This is a genomic window from Paenibacillus sp. FSL R7-0189, from assembly GCF_037969925.1.
Taxonomy (GTDB): Bacteria; Bacillota; Bacilli; order Paenibacillales; family Paenibacillaceae; genus Paenibacillus_AQ; species Paenibacillus_AQ odorifer.
This window is the reverse complement of record NZ_CP150223.1, coordinates 842283-862292: the sequence shown is the minus strand read 5'-3', so window position 1 is coordinate 862292 and position 20010 is coordinate 842283. Positions and strand designations below refer to the sequence as shown.

At 47.4% G+C, this 20010-nt stretch carries 8 protein-coding genes and 1 pseudogene; 7 read left to right on the top strand and 2 right to left on the bottom strand.

Features of this window, described 5'->3' with window-relative positions; genetic code table 11:
- The first annotated feature begins 73 nt into the window (after positions 1-73).
- Positions 74-6763: an S-layer homology domain-containing protein gene (locus tag MKY63_RS03605; protein WP_339811554.1), complete on the top strand. Its 6690-nt coding sequence runs from the start codon at positions 74-76 to the stop codon at positions 6761-6763.
- 156 nt (positions 6764-6919) lie between these two features.
- Here the strand turns inward: MKY63_RS03605 and MKY63_RS03600 are convergent, their stop codons facing one another.
- Positions 6920-7762 carry an AraC family transcriptional regulator gene (locus MKY63_RS03600; protein WP_038569280.1) on the bottom strand — a complete coding sequence of 281 codons (843 nt, stop codon included), beginning with the start codon at positions 7760-7762 and terminating at the stop codon, positions 6920-6922.
- Between the two features lie 180 nt (positions 7763-7942).
- Here MKY63_RS03600 and MKY63_RS03595 point away from each other — a divergent pair, with 180 nt between their 5' ends.
- The 5 genes from MKY63_RS03595 (at position 7943) to sigK (MKY63_RS03575) (ending at position 14954) form a co-directional block, all read left to right on the top strand.
- Entirely contained in the window at positions 7943-9085 is a 1143-nt protein-coding gene (locus MKY63_RS03595; protein ID WP_339811551.1) for a DUF2264 domain-containing protein, read from the top strand.
- 73 nt (positions 9086-9158) lie between these two features.
- The gene (locus MKY63_RS03590; protein ID WP_339811549.1) at positions 9159-10967 is read left to right on the top strand and encodes a hypothetical protein; all 1809 of its coding nucleotides are present in this window, start codon (positions 9159-9161) and stop codon (positions 10965-10967) included.
- 72 nt (positions 10968-11039) lie between these two features.
- Positions 11040-12176 (top strand): glycoside hydrolase family 88 protein, encoded by a 1137-nt coding sequence (locus tag MKY63_RS03585; protein WP_339811546.1) that lies wholly within the window; start codon positions 11040-11042, stop codon positions 12174-12176.
- A 10-nt stretch (positions 12177-12186) separates the two neighbouring features.
- Positions 12187-14046 (top strand): DUF2264 domain-containing protein, encoded by a 1860-nt coding sequence (locus tag MKY63_RS03580; protein WP_339811543.1) that lies wholly within the window; start codon positions 12187-12189, stop codon positions 14044-14046.
- Positions 14047-14252: 206 nt separating this feature from the next.
- On the top strand, positions 14253-14954 hold the full coding sequence (gene sigK / locus MKY63_RS03575; protein WP_036675850.1) for an RNA polymerase sporulation sigma factor SigK: 702 nt from the start codon (positions 14253-14255) through the stop codon (positions 14952-14954).
- 218 nt (positions 14955-15172) lie between these two features.
- Here sigK (MKY63_RS03575) and MKY63_RS03570 read toward each other — a convergent pair whose 3' ends face one another.
- Positions 15173-18331, bottom strand: a complete 3159-nt coding sequence (locus MKY63_RS03570) for an amidase family protein (protein ID WP_339811541.1) — start codon at positions 18329-18331, stop codon at positions 15173-15175.
- A gap of 909 nt (positions 18332-19240) precedes the next feature.
- Between MKY63_RS03570 and sigK (MKY63_RS03565) the strand changes: the two are divergent.
- A pseudogene (gene sigK, locus MKY63_RS03565) lies at positions 19241-19752 on the top strand (RNA polymerase sporulation sigma factor SigK); the annotation flags it as partial.
- Positions 19753-20010 lie beyond the last annotated feature (258 nt).

Here is a 20010-nt window from a genome sequence, read left to right as displayed (position 1 = left end):
CTAGTGATTATTCGTTTAACAACGAAATGAATACGCTTTCTTTTATTGATTACAATCAAAGGAGGAGAAGAGAATGAACAGAAGGCACTTTCGTAAAAGGTTTTTCTCAATAACGATGACTACTGCGCTCGTAGTTGGGATGTTTCCGGCATTCACTCTGTCTGCAGCCTCTGCTGCTACCGTAAATTCTATCTACGCTGCCGCCCATATGGGGGCGACAACAATTGCAGATACTACTCTGCCATCCAGCATTGATATCGGAGGCCAGAGCACAGCAGTGAACTGGAATATTGGTGCAGATACCTTTGCCGTGCCATACGATGCCGTGACCGTCAGCGGTACAGCGAACGGGGGGCCGGTCGTTGCCAGTGTGGAAGTTATTCCGCCCGCAAGTAATCCGTTGGTTTACTTTGTGGATAGCGGCAGAGGGGGCGATTCCGTAGGCAACGGGCCTACTTCCTCGCCGCTGTACGAAGCGATTCGCACGCTGAGCGGCAGCGATTTGCTCAACCAGTCCCCCGACCAGAAGTATATCAGCGGTACGGCGGACTGGGGATTTGATGATTCCGTAAACAAGGTTAAGAATTCCAAAGACGGGGGACTTACCGATCCAGCTACTGATCCGTCCCTATGGACTGTCGGACTTCGTGCCGACCCTGCCAGCAATCATATCGTGTATAAATTAAAAGCGCTTGAAGCTGGAACCTATACGCTCAGCAGCGGTTTCCATGATTGGTATGGCAGCCGCTCCCGTGTAATACGTCCTCAGATCGAGTATAAGGATGCTAGCGGGGCAACCAAGACGATCTTGTTTGACCAGTTCAACACTAATGTGACTAAGCTAATTTCAGGCGAATTCACCATTCCTGGAGACATTGACGTTAGTAGTCCAATGACGTTGACTTACGCCTATGTTGCTGACGAAAAACCTATTTTGAGCTGGTTCGCCGTTGCCAAGGGCGGAATCAAGAAACAGATCGAAGAAGCTACACAGAGCGCAGCTTCTATGGTCAAGGTTCTGCTTGACGGCAACGATATCCAAGCTGACAATGTCAACGGCCTTACGTTCAAGGGATTTGGCGTACTAAGCGCTAACAGCACCAGTGCGCTTTTGCTGGATTATAAGTCAGAGCATCCAGAGGCTTATGCAGAAATGCTTCAGATCTTATTTGGTGGAGAACATCGGCTCATGACGCATGTGAAAATCGAGATGGGCAATGACCGCAATAACTCCACCGGACCTGACCCGGCGACTATGCGTACGGCCGATGAAGAGGCAAATGTTACCCGGCATCCCGGCTTCCAGCTTGCCGCAGATGCCAAGGCAGTGAACCCTGATCTTAAGGTGAGCATCCTGAGATGGAGTGCTCCGGCCTGGGCGAATAACAACGACAAAATCTATACCTGGTACAAAAAAACCATTCTGGCCGCTTATCGTGAATACGGTTATATGGCCGATTACGTTAATCCTTATATCAACGAGCACGCTCCAGATTTGGCGTGGACCAAACAGTACGCTGAGAGAGTCAAGACTGACAGCGAAGGCTTCAACAGCACCGAAGAGCGGGAACTGTACAACCGGATCAAGTCTGTGATTTCCGATGAAGTCGGGATTGGCAGCTTCGGTGCCAGTATGGTGAGTGATCCTTCTCTGCGGGAAGCTGTACCGATTGCTGGATACCACTACAACACGGACGACGACAGCGCAGGCAATTTCAAAAAACTCGCAGAACAATATGATATTGAGGTCTGGAACAGTGAGGCGCAGTCTACCTTCAGTAATTCCTCTTTCCGTCCTAACAACAATATGAAAGATCCTACAGTGGCAGGAACCGGCATTGGTGGTGTCGGCAGTCCGCTGGAGATGAGTAACACGATTATTAAAGGATTCGTTAACTCCCGCCGGACGCACTTTATTTACCAGCCAGCCATTGGCTCCTTCTATGAAGGCGGACAATATTCCTTCAAGGAATTGGTCAGCATGCGCGATCCGTGGTCAGGCTGGATTCATTATGATGCGGGTCTTGTTACTCTGCAGCATTACAGCTGGTTTGCGAATGTAGGCTGGGAGAACGAGGATAATACTGCTGGGATCTGGCGAGCGGTTCCTCAAGCCAGCTCCACAGGTGCGACAGGCACCAATCCGGTCAGCGGCCGCAACGGTTCCCCTAGCTATATAACCCTTGCAGCACCTGATAAAAAAGATTTCTCGACGGTTATCGTGAACGACAGCGAGTATTCCAAAATCTACAAGCTGCAGACAGTCAATATGGCTTATACGGGTAATCCATCCATGGAAGTATGGGAAACCCGTGCTGCTGATGCAGGAGAAGCGTTCAACAGCAATTATATGCAGTATCTCGGTGATATCACTGCTGATGGCAGCGGGGTGTATACCGTTAAGGTTAAACCGTATTCGACCGTGACCGTGTCTACTTTGAAGAACAAGGACAAAGAAGAATATAATACACCGCTGCCTGTAGAAGGCGAGCGTACCGTACTGGATACCGATACTACAGGAGCGGGACACAGTACTGGGGACAACATTCTGTATGCTGATGATTTTGACTATTCTAAGCAAACTGTCGTGAAGATTGGTGCAGGCGGCCAATATGAGGGTACCCAGAGCTATATTGAATCCCGCGGAGGTTCCCAAAGCGTTACCCCGCGTTATACCCATGACCGCAATGGGGCATTTGAGGCCTATCTTCCGGACGGGTCTGACAATTATGTCCTGCGGCAGCAGCTGGACACGGGAACCATGGGGCTTGGCGGCACATGGAACAGCGGAGATCCAGTAACGGCCATCGGCGACAACCGGTGGATGAACTACAAGGCCAGTGTTGATGTTTCGTTCGAAACAAACAATACTCAGGGCGGAGCCAATTATGCTGCGATAGGTGCCCGTTATCAGGGAGGTGGCAGTTCCCACTCCATAACCGGTACACCGTATGTGCTGAAATTCTGGTTCGACGGCGGCTGGCAGCTGCTGGTCAACAATAGCGCAGTTGCGAGCGGAAATGCCGCGAACGGTTCCGGCGGCGTGAAGATCGACGGATTCGATACCGCATATGACGCATGGCATAATATTGCCGTTCAGGTTGCGGGCGATAAAGTGACCGCCTATCTGGATGGGGTGAAGCTGGCTTCCTATACCGATCCTACTCCTGAATTGTCCGGCCGGGTAGATCTGGCCAGCGGCTACTATCACGTCCGCTTCGATAATTTGAAGGTGGAGAAGGTTGAGGGCTACACGCCGTATTATTCAGAGCTTCTAGACAATCTTGAAATGTATGACCTGGCTGCTGCTCCGAACCCTAAATTGATATATACCGGGTCGTGGAGCCATATAAACGGAGCGGGCATGTACATTTACCAGCGTTCTCTTTCTACCAGCCAGGCTGTAGACGCTGCAATGGAATACACGTTTGAAGGTACCGGACTGGATATTCTAGGAGCGAATAACGGATCGGCGAAGCTTGAGGTAACGGTGGACGGAAAAGTTATTACTCTATCGGCTGATACATTAGCTTCCAAGGAGCTGTACCAGACGTACACACTCCGCGGGCTTAAATATGGCCAGCACCATGTGCAAATAAAGGTGGTAAGCGGCACCTTGGTTGTCGATGCGGTGGCGGTTGTTTCCGGGGAAGTAACCGGCACTGTAGATACTGCTGCTCTTCAGGCGGCGGTAACAGCCGCGAAAGAAATGAACAAACAGGATGAATATTCGGACAGAGACTGGCAGCTCTTCGTAGATGCACAGAGCGCTGCACAGGAAGCGCTGGATAATCCTATTTTATACAAATTGGATCAGGAAGGAGTTACTCAGCTTGAAGCACGCCTGATCTCCGCCCAGAACCAGTTGACTACGGGAGATATACGGGAGCTTGTCGCTCCTCAGGATTTGGCTACTTATGCCGGAAAACTGCCGAATCTTCCAGACAAGGTGGAAGCCACTCGGGCAGACGGATCCAAATTGCTGGTATCAGTAAAGTGGAATGTAAATGCGGCCAGCTTCAATAATCCGTATGAACGGGTAGCTGTAACCGGCACTTATGGAAATCTGAAAACAACTTGTTATGTGGAAGTGGTGCCGGAGGGGCTCTTATACTTCCTCGATGCTGGTGTATCGGTGGACGGTATCACGCCGCCGTATACGTTAATCAAGGATTTTGTAGGTGACAGCTTGCTTAATAACAAGGCGGATCAGCCTTCGACAGGCAATAGCGTATGGGGGCATACCAGTACTAAGTACCTCCTCAAGGGGCTTGGTGGCGCTGTAGTTCCTTCTGATAAAAGTCAGACAGGTGTTTATGGTTCGGATACAAAAAATAATCCACTTGTATACCTGCTCCCTTTGAACGCAGGCAAATATACGATTACGTCATTCCATCGGGACTGGTGGAACAACACCAACCGCACGATGGATATTACGCTCAGCTATATTGACGCTGAAGGGAAAGAAGTGACCAAACCGGTCCGAACCGGCCTCGTCGCAGGTCCTAATGGCGCTATGATTAACTATGACTTCACGCTTCCGTTGAGCGGTACTGTGAAATACTCAATAAACAATACGTATTCAGGCAATCAGGCTGCATTGATCAGCTATGTGGCTGTAGCTAGAGATAAAGCCAGTGTTGCTAATGAGCAGGCTGTAAATGAGGCTAAGAGTATCATAGAAGGTGCGGTATACAGCGTGCAGAAGGAAGCGGCAAACAGCGAAGAAGCTGTCCAGACTTGGCTGCTGCAGACGATACGCGCTCTGCCCGGTCTCAATGATACTGGAGTTGCGATCGGTGAGATTACCTTGTCTTCCTTCCAAGAAGCAACCGATGAGACTAACGGCAGCTTCAGCTTTACGGTATCACTGAGTAAGGGAGAGGCTACAGCGGACAGTTCAGCGAGCGGAACAATCAAGCTGCCGGAGCCGGATACTGTTCAGCCTTTGATTACTCTGTTAGGTGATGCGACAGTGAATTTGCACATCGGTTCTGAATATACAGATGCAGGAGCGACTGCTTATGATGACAAGGATGGTGATATTACAGACCGTATAACTACAACAGTTAGCAGTGAAGTATACGGCTTGACTGCTCTCGATACGGCGAAAGCTGATATTTATACCTTCCATTATAATGTCAGCGATACTGCAGGCAATGCGGCTGCGGAAGTGACAAGAAAAGTAGTCGTTGCACTTGATCCGGATGTAATGAAGCCGGTGATTACACTGCTTGGTGAACCATCCATTCAACTGGAAAATGGCGCAAGCTATACGGATGCCGGAGCCACAGCGGTAGATGACCGTGACGGCGACATTACGGAGCACATTGTAGCAACGATTACGAAGAATGAGGAGAATGTGCTGGCACTGGACACTAAGGCGGCAGGCATCTACACCTATCATTATAATGTGAGTGATGCGGCGGGCAACGCGGCTATCGAAGTGACTAGAACCGTGACAGTGGGCGAAGCAGAGCAACCTCCGGTAGTGACACCAACACCAACACCAACACCAACACCAACGCCAACGCCGGAACCGGAGCCAACAACAGCACCAACATCTCCGCCGGCGCCAACGGAAGCACCAGTGTGGACGGCAGCACCAACGCCAGCAGTCACCCCGTCCCCGGCGCCAACACCGCTGCCGCAGGCCGAAAAGGTTCTTGATCGAAAGGATTTCACGGCACCGGTTGGAGGAGTAATAACGGTTCAGCTTACTGAAGCTACAGAATCCATACTGCTTCCAGCAGGACTATCAGGAATCATCGGAGAGAACACTCTACGTCTGGCTTGGAGTAAGGTTGCTATCGATCTGACCCCAGAAGTGCTGAAGAGCATTCAAGAAAAAGCTATTGGAGGTCAAACGGAGGGGGCGCGAATTAAGCTCTCAGCAGTGAAGGTATCCAGAGATGCTGTGGAACAGTTAATCAATAATCGGGCTGCTAATGGTTCCGTACATTTATCTGCGGCAAGTGATGTGATCAACTTCAGCTTGGAGGTTGTTGCTGCGAACGGCACTGCTGTAACGGTAACTGCTTTTGATAAACCGTTGACACTTACGTTCAACGTAGATCCGGATGCCAATATAAGCTTGCTAGGCAGCTACTATATTTCTGCAAATGGTGCGCTTGATTTCATGGGCGGAACGTTGACTAATGGTAAGTGGACTGCTGAAATACGGCATTTCAGCCAGTATGCGGTCCTGGAATACGATAAGCTGTTCACGGATGTCAGCAGTGACAGCTGGGCCACTAATGTGATTAAGACCATGGCCGCGAAGCATATTATCGAAGGCATTTCCAGTACGGAATTTAATCCGCAAGGGGATGTAACTAGGGCACAATTCGCTGCTATGATTGCACGCGCGCTTGGGCTTAAGGCAGGAAGCCATGCAACATTTGGTGATGTGGATTCCAAGGCCTGGTATGCCGAAGCCGTTGCAGCTGTTAGCGGAGCTGGCATCGTGCTCGGACGAAGTGCAGATTCGTTCGCACCGGATCAGAGCATTACCCGCGAGGAAATGGCTGTGATGATCGTTCGTGCTTATGAATATTTGCAGGGAAGCGGGACCAATGAACCTGCTGCAGGATCGTTCAGTGATTATTCCCGGATTCATGACTGGGCGAAGAGCGCAGCAAATATCGCCGAACAGGCGGGACTGATCAAGGGACGCGGCAATAAGCAATTCGCGCCACAAGAGACGATGACCCGTGCCGAAGGTGCGCAAGTTATCTCCAATCTGCTGGATATTTGTAAGTAGCATTTCAAAGAACCTGGCAGGCTGCATTAAGCGGGCTGCCAGGTTCTTTATAGATTTGGAGAGGCAGGGAGTGCTTAGGAAAACAGCGGCCGGAAGTCCAACTATTCACCGCAGTTGCGAGTGCATCTTTTTTTGAAAAATCCTTGAATTTGAGTTTTATAGCTCAGCTCTTTTACCATATTTCCCAGGTGGAATGCCCGTGATGTTCTTGAAGGTACGGATGAAATTGGCATAATCGTTAAAGCCGGACAGATAGCAGGTATCGGATACGGAGTTCCCGGCGGACAAGAGCTGCTTGGATAACGCTATTTTTTTGAGCAAGACGTAACGGTAGATGGTTCCGCCTGTCTGCTGTTTGAACAGATGGCTGAGATAATATTTATCGACGTTCAGTTCTCCAGCGATTTGCTCCAGTGACAGATTTAGATGCAAGTGGTTGTCGATATAGCTCATGGCTGATTGAATATGTGAGGAAATAATGCTGGGCACGGTGGATCGGGTACGGCTGTACAGCTCATTGATGAGGACGAGGATTTGAACCAGGTAGGTCAGAGCCAGAACTTCGCTCCCGTACTGCTGATTCTCTAATGTCTCAATCAGGCGGGAAGCAAGGGTTGTATACTCTGCAATCAGCGGTTCATCCATTTGCGCGAGATTATGTTCTCCGGGCTGGCGGTTCTGGAAACAAGCGAGCAGATTTGTAGATGCGGTACAGAAGGGATAGACAAGTGGAGCTTTGAAATGGATTGTCAACCGTTCATAAGGCTCTGGAGATAAATTGATGATTTTATGAATCTCGTGATTGTTGAACAACAGAACATTGCCCCGCTGCAGGGGATAGCTGAACTGATCTACAAAACCGTTCACCTTGCCGCCCAAGAACAGGAAAATCTCATAGTGATCATGGATGTGAAAATCCCTGGTAGGTGAGATGGGCGAGTTTCCGATACCTGCCAGAATATCTCCATCGAACGGCTCATAATACTGGGCATGCTTCATTGGAATTGCCCCTTTCAGATTGATCACAATATACGCAATAAAACATCATTATTCGCAAAGACATTGCAATAATACAACACTAAACTATAGTAGAAGATTACGCAATATAACAAGATTCAGGCGGTAGGCAAGAGAAATAGCTGTAGCTGATTAGACGCAATTGAAAGGGTGGAATTGTGCATGAATGGGAAGGAACAGCGTAAATACTGGCTGGATACAATGCTGCTGATCGGGGGGCCTGTGCTGAATGCTTTGGCTGAGCGGAAATTAAAGGAACAGCTGCCTACAGAGTTTCATAGGGATCGGAGCCAGTTTGCCCATTTGGAGGCTTTTGCGAGATTGGCTTGCGGAATGGCCCCTTGGCTTGAACTAGAGGGACTTGAGAGTGCGGAAGAACAGCTTAGAGCACGTTATGCAGGGCTAATGCTGGAAGCCATTGATGCCGCTGTTGATCCGAATTCACCTGATTATATGGAATTCAAGACCGAAGGCCAACCGCTGGTTGATGCGGCATTCCTGGCACACGCGCTGGTTCGTGCACCAAAGCAGCTTGCCGCCAAGCTGAGTGCGCGGGTCAAAGGGAACTTAATAACAGCGTTGAAGCAGACACGCCGGACAGCGCCAAGCGGAAGCAACTGGCTGCTGTTCAGTGCAATGGTGGAAGCCGCTTTGTATATACTCGGCGATCCTGAATATGACCGGATGCGCGTTGGTTATGCGGTCCATATGTTCATGGATTGGTATAAGGGCGACGGAGTTTACGGGGATGGCAAGGACTTTCACTGGGATTATTACAACAGCTTTGTTATTCAGCCGATGCTGGTGGATGTGGTAGCACTTTTTGAACAGGAGTCGGAGCAATATTCCGCATTGAAACCGCTGATTCTGGAACGGGCACAGCGATACGCTACTGTTCTCGAACGGATCATTGCACCGGATGGAACCTATCCCTTTATCGGGCGTTCGATCGTTTACCGTTTTGGGGCGTTTCAACTGCTGTCGCAGGCGGCGCTGCAGCATTTTTTGGAGGAAGCATTGCCCCCTGCACAGGTACGCTGCGCTTTGACAGCTGTGATTACGCGAATTATGGAATATCCGGATACGCTGGATGAGTCCGGATGGCTACGTCCGGGGGTATACGGTTATCAGCCGGAGCTTGCGGAGAGCTATATCAATACAGGCAGTCTTTATTTATGCGCCTCCGTATTCCTCCCGCTGGGGCTGCTCCCTTCTGATCCTTTCTGGTCAGGGGAAGAGATGAAATGGACTTCATTAAAAATTACAGCCGGTGAGGATGTTATGAGAGATCATGCCTTGGAATAAAAAGTATTCAGCCATATTAGTGAAGAATAAGATGCTTCGCGGATCTGACTGATCTATAAGGAGGAAAAAAGGCATGAATAAACAGATGCTTTTGGAAATAGTGCATAAAATGAAGCCAGTCGATCTGAGCTTGTATTATCCAAAGGGGGAGGCGGCTGCTTTTTGGAAACAGGCGTTATCATCGGGAGTACTACAGGCAGATAGCAGCGAGATCCGCGCGGAGGCGGTAAGACTGGACGGGCAGTCTATACCTGAACTGTCGTATACGTTATTTTCCACTTATTCGCGTACGGGTTCGAGGCTGGAATATGAACGGGTCTATTTTGAACGGAGAAGAAGGCTGAATACTTATGTATTTCTGGCTTTGCTGGAGCCGGATCATCCGGAAGTACTGGAGAAGCTGGAGGACATCCTCTGGGCTATATGCGATGAGTACACCTGGTGTCTTCCGGCCCACCTCCCAGCGGATCATAATGCAGCTGATATCAACCGGTATATTGATCTGTTTTCTTCCGAGACCGGATTTACTTTAAGTGAAGTTTTACTTTTGCTCGGGGAACGACTTTCGCAGCTTCTGAGATCCCGAATCCACCATGAAGTAGAGCGGAGACTGTTTCGTCCATTTCTTGAAAATGGCCCTTATGATTGGGAGACAGCGCGGCATAATTGGGCAGCGGTCTGTGCGGGATCAATCGGGGCTGCTGCCTTGCTGTCTGTGGAGGACCCGGCCATGCTTGCGGATATTCTGCTGAGGACAGAGCGCGCCATGTTGTATTACCTGGAAGGGTTCGGTGAGGATGGTGCCTGTCTGGAAGGCCTTGGGTACTGGAATTATGGGTTTGGTTATTTCACTTATTATAGCGATCTGCTCTGTTCCAGAAGCGCAGGCAGACTGGACTGGTTCAAGCAAGAGAAGGTAGCGCAAATCGCGCGCTTCCAACAAAAATGTTTCATTGACGGAAGTCATGTAGCCAATTTCTCTGATTCAGTGCCTCAGGTGCTAGTACATATGGGATTGTCCCATTATCTGGCGGAAGTCTGTACGGATGTCGAACGCCCCCCATCCGCTTTGCGTGCTCCTTACACTGAAGATCATTGCAGCCGCTTTGCACCGGCTTTCCGCAATCTGATCTGGACCAGGGCTGGCAAGGAGGACGAAGCTTGGCGAGCCGCCAGCTATTTTCTCCCTGATGCCGCTTGGCTTGTCTCGCGTCATGTGTCGGAGGCGGGTTCATTCGGATTCGCCACTAAGGGCGGGCACAATGCTGAACCGCATAACCATAATGATCTGGGACATTTCATTCTGAGCGGCCGGGGAGAAATCTATGCATCCGATCTTGGGAGCGGAGAGTATACTGCTGATTATTTTGGGGCTGGCCGTTACCAGTATGACTGCAATGGATCACAGGGTCATTCGCTGCCGATCATTGATGGCCAGTATCAGCTGGCCGGTCGGGAGTTCAGCTCCACAGTGCTGTATGCATCGGCGGAGGAGAATGATGAGCTGACACTGGATCTGACACAGGCGTATCAGGTAACAGGACTACAGTCCTTAATCCGTTCGTTCGTCTGGCATAAAGAGGAATGTCCACGGCTGGAGCTTACAGACACTTACCGGTATGCGGGAATTCCAGCGAGCTGGACGGAGCGGTTTGTCACCTGGCGTGAGCCTAAGCTTTTTCATCCGGGTACCTTGCTGCTGCCGGGGACTATGACTCGCGGCGTTGAAGTGACTTACGATTCACTGAAAGTTGAGCCGGAGATTACTGTGCATATGTACCGGGATCATTTTGGCATGGAGAAGCTCTGGTATAGTCTGGACTTCCATGTGCTTCAGCTTGGCGCGGTGGGCAAACTGGTATTCACTTTTCAATTTCTATAAAAGATGGGCCTGAGCTTATAAAAAGTCCTCTATCAGAGGGTAGAGGCTAATTCGAATAAAGGCGGGATTTAGATGAGTAGATTAGTAAAGCAAGCTTGGGTAGACGAGGCTTGGGGCAAAGCCTTGGAGAAGACTAGAACGAACAACCGGAGAATCGGTGCAGAATTCCCCCATGCGAGTCAAGGCGGCAAATACGTGCTTGAAGCACCAAACTGGTGGACAGCCGGCTTTTGGCCGGGAATGCTCTGGCAGCTCTATGCTGAGAGTGGTGATGAGGATTTGAAAGCGGTTGCTGAGCAGTGTGAGGAACGGCTTGACGAGGTGCTGGATGGTTATGTGAAGCTGGACCATGACCTAGGCTTTATGTGGCTGTTGACCAGTGTTGCGAACTACAAGCTCACGGGCAGAGAGGCATCACGAGTCCGGGCGTTGAAGGCAGCTAACTATCTGGCGGCCCGCTTCAATCTGAAAGGAAGCTACATCCGGGCCTGGAATCCATGGAGTGAAGGCGAGGATAACAGTGGGGTAGCCATTATCGATTGCTGCATGAATACCAGCCTGCTCTTCTGGGCTTCCGAAGTAACAGGGGATCCACGTTATCGACATATCGCTGAGGCGCATATGGATACGGTGCTGGAGCATTTCATCCGGCCGGATGGTTCGGTTTATCACATCGTCAACTTCAACCCGGAATCGGGCGAAGTGGTTGAGAAGCTTGGCGGGCAAGGTTATGCGCCTGAGTCGGCTTGGTCGCGCGGGGCGGCCTGGGCACTCTACGGACTGTCATTGGCCTATCATCATACGGGCAAGCAGAGTTATCTCAATACAGCCAAGCAGGTTGCGCATTTTTTCTTGACCCGTCTGCCCGAAGATCATGTTCCACATTGGGATTTTCGTGCTCCCGGTGAAGTTGGGGAGATTCGGGATAGCTCTGCTGGTGCCTGTGCAGCGAGTGGCTTGCTGTTGTTAGCTAGCCAAGTAGATGACTCGGAGGCGCATGTATATCAGAACGGGGCTATAAGAATTACAGAATCCCTTTATAGGAATTATGGAACTTGGGACAATGCAGAAGAAGAAGGATTGCTGCTTCATGGTACGAGTAACTATCCTGAGAATCGGAATATAGATGTTCCGCTTATCTACGGAGATTTCTTCTATGTCGAAGCACTAGCCCGGCTAAAAGAAGCCGGACCGTTCTACTGGGAATAGGGGGCATATAATGCAGACTGAGAAGACATTTACGACTATTGCTAAAAATCCGCTAAAGACCCGGGAGGATCTGATCTCTGCTCTTGAACAGCTTACAGATCCGCTTCGACCGCTCTACAGCAGAGGTAGTGCACGGCTGGCAATCGGTAGAACAGGAGCCAGCTATCCGGCTGCAACTGCAGAAATGGAAGGTTTCTCCCGGGTATTATGGGGCTTAGTGCCCCTGCTCATAGGAGGGGGAGAAAGCGGGCTTTGGGATACTGTGCTGGATGGCATACGCCACGGCACGGATCCTGCCCATGAAGAATACTGGGGTGAAGTTCAAGATTATGACCAGCGTCTGGTAGAGATGGCGGTCTTCGGTTTCGCCTTAGCCGCCATTCCTGAACAGATCTGGTCACCACTTACCCAGAAGGAACAGGAGCAATTGTACAGTTGGCTGAATCAGATTAATTCCCATCCTTGCTATGACTGCAACTGGCTGTTCTTCAACGTGCTGGTTAATGTCGGATTCCGCAGAGTCGGCTGTCCCTACGACGCGGAGCAGCTGGAGAACAATCTGAAGCGAATGGATGATTTTTATCTGGGTGATGGCTGGTACAGTGATGGAATTAACGGGCATAGCGATTATTATGTTCCTTTTGCCATCCATTACTATGCGCTACTGTACGCGAAGCTGATGGAACAGGAGGACCCGGAACGTTCACAGGTGTTCAAAGAACGGGCCCGGCTTTTTGCCACCGAATTCTTGGGCTGGTTCGCTCCGGACGGATCTGCCCTTCCTTATGGAAGGAGCTTAACCTACCGCTTTGCCCAGTCTGCTTTCTGGAGCGCACTCGTCTATGCAGGCGTTGAAGGATTCCCTGTAGGTGTGGTCAAAGGATTAGTACTGCGCAATTTGCGCTGGTGGTTCAGCCAGCCGATCTTTGATGCCGGAGGCGTTCTGACGATTGGTTATACCTACCCCAACTTGGTCATGGCGGAGAATTATAATGCTCCCGGTTCCCCCTATTGGGCGTTAAAGACATTCCTGCCATTGGCTCTCAGCGCGGAGCATCCATTCTGGAAGGAAGAAGAACTGCCGCTGCCGGATATTCCTGCAGTTATAGTCCAGAAGCCTGCGCATCTTGTCATTGTCCGCGAACCTGCTTCCGGCCATGTGGCTGCCTTCAACAGCGGTCATCTATATACGAATGAACATACCCACACGTCTGCCAAGTATGAGAAATTTGTATACTCAACAGGCTTCGGATTCAGTGTGTCCCGCTCCGAATGGGGATTGTCTCAAGGGGCATTTGATTCCATGCTCGCTCTGAGTGAGAGCGGGGACAACTTGTATCGGGTCAGACGGCGGAATATGGAGACAACAATTGTGGACAATGTGCTGCACTCCGTCTGGAAGCCATGGACTAATGTGGAGGTTCGGACCTGGATCGTTGCTGGGCTGCCCTGGCATATTCGGATACACCGGATCGAGACCGGACGACCGTTGGACGCCGCAGAGGGCGGCTTCGCGCTTGGTCAGGAAGCGGGGGTGGAACAGCAGATCGGCCTTACAACCGCCGCAGTATCTACAGCATGGGGAACAAGCGGAGTCAAGGGTTTGATCGGCTATGAAAAGGCGGAGCTAATTTGGCCTAATGCCAACACAAACCTGCTTCATCCCCGGACTGTTTTGCCTACACTGACGACTTTCCTTGAACCTGGAATCCACTGGCTGGCTTCGGCTGTGTACGGTGATCCGTCGGGAGATTCTTGCGGGGGTATTCTTGAACAATTACCAGAGTCTATTTTGAAGGTTACTTTTGATAAGGACATCATTAAGGTTCTTACGTCTAGAGAAGAGGAGTTTATTATCAGAAGAGAGTGAGAATTACCGCTAACAACATCGTGTTAAAAGACAAGTGAATGAGTAGAGTATGACTGATTTCTCGTATAAAAAATAAATTTCTGTGGTTGTACAATTTCCCCCGTACAGGCACTTCTAGGCGCACGCCCACATACAATAAGGATGACCATGAACCCGTAAGGCAAACAGATCGGTTTCATTGTACAAGTGCGGGAGGTGTCGCCAAGTTGCCTGGATTCTTAAGCACGATTGCGTTGCTGATCAAAGAACTGACGCTGCTGGTATCATACGTAAGGAATAATGCATTTCCACAACCGCTCTCGGAGCAGGAGGAAAGCCGATACTTAGGGATGATGGCTGAGGGAGATGCCAAGGCCCGCAATTTGTTGATTGAGCATAATTTGCGGCTCGTTGCCCATATAGTGAAAAAATTCGATAATACCGGAGAAGACATGGAGGATCTCATCTCCATCGGCACGATCGGCCTGATTAAAGCCATCGAGAGCTACCGTCCGAACAAAGGGACGAAACTGGCTACATTTGCGGCTCGTTGTATTGAAAATGAAATCCTAATGCACCTTAGATCATTGAAGAAGACTCGTAAAGATGTATCTCTGCACGATCCAATTGGGACAGACAAGGAAGGTAATGAAATTACTCTCATCGATATCCTTGGCTCCGAAGCTGATGATGTCATTAAAGAAGTAGATCTGAAGATCGAGAAGAGTAAGATATATCGCAACCTAGATATTCTGGATGACCGGGAGAAAGAAGTTGTGGTGGGTAGGTTTGGGCTGGATACAGGTGGAGAAGAGAGGACACAGCGGGAGATTGCTAAGGAACTTGGTATAAGTCGCAGCTATGTGTCACGGATTGAGAAGCGAGCGCTGATGAAGCTGTATCATGAGTTTTATAAGGCGAAGCGGTGAGACTGATGACAATTACACAGTAATAATCCATTAATAATAAAACTTGAAAGCGACTTGTCTACGGATGAGTCGTTTTTTGTGTGGATAGGGTTCGCCCTACTTATGATACGGTTCATCGCACTATCTGTAACGGCAAGTTATAAGGCCATCCCTTTCGGGATGGCCCTTCCTGTAAACGTGGTTACTCGAGTACTCTGTCATTTTTAATTGAATTTCTTTTAATTAGTAGTTTCTAGTAATCTGGAAACAATTGCTGCAAACTCTGCTCTAGTAATATCTTTTTCAGGCTTAAATGTACTGTCTGCGTATCCTGTAATAATATTATTGGATGCGAGTGCATCAATGGAATCATAATACCATGCATTTCTTGTAACATCTTTGAATGATGTGTTTCCAGTACCTGTTAGCTTAAAGGCTCGAGTGATTAGTGCCGCTAATTCACCACGACTAATCTTCTCATCTGGACGGAAGCTTCCGTCACTATATCCGTTCATCAAGCCTGATCCGGCAGCTGCACCGATAAACTTATTCGCCCAATGAGTTGGAGATACATCTATAAAGTTACTTTCTTGTCCTTCAAGTCCCATGTAAGTTGCAATTACTTTAATTGCTTCGGCACGAGTCAAACCTGAATTTGGGCGGAATGTTCCATCGGAATACCCCGTCAATAATCCCTTAGCAATTAGTGCGTCAATGCTTGTTTTTGCCCAATGATTCATTGTATCTACAAAACTAACAACTTTCGGCTTATCTGCTGGTGTTATTGTTTCTGCAGGTGCCGGTGTTTCTATAGGCGTTGTTATTGCTGGAGGTGTCACTGTACCTCCTCCAGTATTTGGATGGGTTGGTCCATTATCTGTGTTTGGATCAGGATTAGTAGAGTTTGAAACGTATTGAAGTGCTGGAGCAAATGTTGTAAGTAGTCTAGCTTGACTTTGTTGCTCAAGAGCGTAGCTCATGCCTAAAACTTTTGCATCGTCCCATGCTCTACCAACCAGTTGCATAGAGATAGAATATCCGCTGTCATTCGTTCCTACAGGAACAACTACCGTAGGTAGTCCCATAGTAGAGGTTAATACGCCTGTGTTACGGTCTGAACTTAATTGAGAAGCTGCTGCGTCATTGTTATATACGTCGCTAATAAAACCTGCATAAACAACAGCATCAACACCATTCGCGTCCATCCAGCCTTTGATAACTTCCTTATAGTCAGTTCTATACTTAATGTAATCTTGTACAGCCTGTTCAGTCATACGAGTTGGGGTACTATATCCTCTTTGGTTATAGATAAGCACTTTATCTGAAGCTAATACACTTGCTCCATCAATATAAGGGAAGTCCTTATGAAGCTCAATATAACGTGCCCAACCTTCAGTAGATCCATTAATACCTGAAGGACGACTAGGGCCTGATGGTACAGCTGACATTTCAACCATTGTCGCCCCCGCTGCTTGAAGCTCTGAGAACTTATCCATCACTGCCTGTCCAGTATCATCATCAGCATATGCAGATACAAAGGATGCAGGAATGTATCCAATTTTCTTTCCTTTCAATGCATTAGCATCCAGAGATTCCTTCCAATCCACTGGACGCTTATGATCTGCATCAGCAGTGACTGTGAAAATATCCTGTGGGTCCGTACCCGTTGTAGCATTCAATATAATGGCTAGGTCAGTTACTGTTTTGGCAATGGGACCTGCATAATCTTGTCCCCAAGTGAGTGGCAGTACACCTGTAGTACTTGCCATACCGTCTGTACCCCGGAAGCTTTTTAAGCTAGCGCCTGTAGTTGGTGCATATAGAGATACCCCTGTTTGCGATCCCATTGCTGCTGCTGCAAAATCAGCTGCAACAGATACTGCAGACCCGCCGCTTGAGCCAAAAGATGTTTTCGATGGATAGAGTGCATTCCATGTTTGCTGCCAGCCGCTTTCACTAAAGCTTCCGCTGTTAGCAAACTCAGAAGTGTTTACTTTACCAATAATTACAGCTCCAGCTTCCCGCAGTTTTTTCACTTGGAATGCATCAGAATCAGGCTGCCAGCCTTCAAGAGCTTTACTGCCACCGGTAGTAGGCATATCCTTTGTATCATAAATATCTTTTATCGCAATTGGAATACCCAATAAATCACCTTTTACACCTTGTGCACGGGCATCGTCAGCAGCTTTTGCTTGGTTAAGCGCAGTTTCAGATACATGCAGGAATGCATGGAATCCCAATTGTCCCTCATCGTATACCTTGATTCTATCTAAATAGGCTTGAGTAATTTGTACAGAAGTAGTTTTGCCATTAATCATATCCTGCTGCATTTCTGCAATGGATTTATTCTTAACATCATACGGCGATGAAGTTACTAATTCTTTAGGTGCAGGAGCAGTTGGAATAACCAGATGATCTCCAGTATCAAGTCCCTCTATAGCAGATATATCCCAGTTGCTAATTGAACGAATTTGTGCGTTTGTTAATCCGGTTACGTCTAGCAGACTATTAAGTCCATCTAGACTAGCAACCAGATTTTTTAATCCTTCTTCACCAGCTTCTCCAACTTGTACATAATTTACTAGGGACTTCGACTCACCCGGCCTAATATTTAATGTGTTAATGAACCCATAGAAATTCGCTTCATTTCCATGCTCAGCTAAGGGTATTGTGAATGGATCCTGTTGCTGATTACCTAGACCGGTTAATCCATTATCAAACGGCTTTGGAGATCCCACTGCAACGCCTAGCGGCTTATTGTTTTTGGCGCTACTATCTACAACAATCCATGAATCATCTGTAGTTACCTTTAGATCGCCTGAATAGGTTGCCTTAACTACTGAAGCATTTGTTGTTGTACCATATCCTAAAGAGCCACCGAATGATACATCAACTTTTATTGCCACATCATTTTTATTAGTGAAAGTATCAAAGAATCTCGTTCGATTATGAATAGTATCCACATACACCTCACGTGTTACAGTTACATTTCCTAGATTTACAGATTGAGCCGAAGTAAACTTATTAACGCCGTCATATTTCAAGTCAAACCCACGCATCATTTGACCATTCATCAGTGGAGCTGAAGGCGAGGACACTTTAACAAAGATATTGCCGAAACCTTGTACTTGTGTAGCACCAACTGTACGTAAACTTCCTGTGTCTAAGCTAGGAGCAAAGACATCGTGAATCTCCCATACTGTGCCACTTTCTGAAGTAACTCTAGTTAAAGCGTCAGCTGTTTGGAACGGAATTACACTCGTAGCAATAACAGATAACACAATTGAAGTAGCTATAAATTGCTTTTTACTCCAATTTTTTTTTGCTGGTGAATATTCAGATCGGGTGGAACCAGAATGCTCTCTTTTAGTTTCACGTAGACGTTTGAACTTATTCATGTGCGTAATCTCCTTTTCCTGTATGTATTTTATTATTTAATGTTAGGAAATATAACACTAGTATTTGTTTCAGTCAATGAATATTATGAATTTAATATATTTTAAGTTTGTAAAAAGAAAAAAATAGCTCTTTTAATTATATAATGTAATGTATATGTAAACTATTGCGCTAAATATATTACAATTTATGATAGTTTTTGGAGAATCCATAGGATATTGAGTATCATCATCCAGCTGCATCACCAAAAACCTTGAATTTTACTTAACTTTATGTGAATTTGACGAAATGAAAAAGAAAAGGAATAGCTAAAAATTAACGGAGAATATTATGTTTTTCATTTCATGAAAGTGGAAGATTGAAGATTCTATATCGGAGCATGGCATAAGGCAGAATCACTGATGATTCCAGATGCATAGCCGCAAGATCACTAATGGGCATCCTGAAAAGAGTAAAGTATCTGTTGGGAAAGAAGCCATAAGAATAGCCAGGTAGTGTATCTGGAATAAGTGAGATTTCATTGTGGAAACCCTTTAGCGGGTGGTAACGTTATAAGGCAGATGAGGATGCAAAGGAACAAGGCTTTGAAATTATTGTGTTTTATATGGGACTAGCAGATGTTCGGCTAAATATTGAATGTATTGCTCTACGTGTGAAAAACGGTGGCTATCATATTGAAACCGAGGATATTGTTAGATGCAATTTAACAAGTATGAATATTCTGATATCTCACTTAGAGTTGATTGATCAAGTAAAGCGTTATTTAAATGGATTACCAGGATGTACACAAGAAATCAATCGGAAACTACAAATTAAATATAATATGCAAAAGGAAACCAATTCGAATCAGAATCGATCGTAATTGGTTTATTTTTTTGACCTCACATCGTTGTCCATAACCTTAAGAAATCGATAATACTGTGGAAGACATGGAGGATTTGATCTCCATCGGCACTATCTGTCAAATTAAAGCTATTGAGAGCTATCGTCCAAACAAAGGAAGCAAACTAGCCACATTTGCAGCACGTTGTATTGAAAACGAAATTCTGATGCACCTGCGTTCGCTCAAGAAAACACGTAAAGACGTATCCCTGCATGATCCAATTGGGACGGACAAAGAAGGTAATGAAATTACACTTATCGATATCCTTGGCTCCGAAGCTGATGATGTCATTAAAGAAGTCGATCTGAAGATCGAAAAGAGTAAGATATATCGTAACCTTGATATTCTGGATGACCTGGAAAAAGAAGTTGTGGTTGGGCGGTTGGATTGGATACAGGTGGAGAAGAGCGGGCGCAGCGGGAGATTGCCAAAGAGCTGGGGATCTCGCGGAGTTATGTTTCGAGGATAGAGAAGAGGGCGCTCATGAAGCTTTATCATGAGTTTTATAGGCTAAGCGGTAAACTCATAATCACAAGGTAGTATCCGTTAACCGGCATACATAGAAAGCTTCAAGGACCATATTAGAATTTTTTAGAGAAGATATAGTTCAGCGAATTTTTGTATTAAACCAACTCATAAAAATACATGAGAAAGGGAGAGGGCAAATTGTTAAGTGGTGCTCTGAAGAGTACATATATCCAGTCATCTTTTGCGATTATCCTGGGTATTGGGCATATTGCATTTTGGCTGTGAAGATATTTAGCTGTTGTTGCAATTAAAAAGAAAGGTACGGAAATC

Excerpts from the sequence above, each read along its gene's own strand:
- MKY63_RS03605 (WP_339811554.1), top strand. The coding sequence starts at position 74 with ATGAACAGAAGGCACTTTCGTAAAAGGTTTTTCTCAATAACGATGACT.
- MKY63_RS03590 (WP_339811549.1), top strand. The coding sequence starts at position 9,159 with ATGAATAAACAGATGCTTTTGGAAATAGTGCATAAAATGAAGCCAGTC.
- MKY63_RS03585 (WP_339811546.1), top strand. The coding sequence starts at position 11,040 with ATGAGTAGATTAGTAAAGCAAGCTTGGGTAGACGAGGCTTGGGGCAAA.
- MKY63_RS03600 (WP_038569280.1), bottom strand. The coding sequence starts at position 7,762 with ATGAAGCATGCCCAGTATTATGAGCCGTTCGATGGAGATATTCTGGCA.
- MKY63_RS03595 (WP_339811551.1), top strand. The coding sequence starts at position 7,943 with ATGAATGGGAAGGAACAGCGTAAATACTGGCTGGATACAATGCTGCTG.
- MKY63_RS03570 (WP_339811541.1), bottom strand. The coding sequence starts at position 18,331 with ATGAATAAGTTCAAACGTCTACGTGAAACTAAAAGAGAGCATTCTGGT.
- MKY63_RS03580 (WP_339811543.1), top strand. The coding sequence starts at position 12,187 with ATGCAGACTGAGAAGACATTTACGACTATTGCTAAAAATCCGCTAAAG.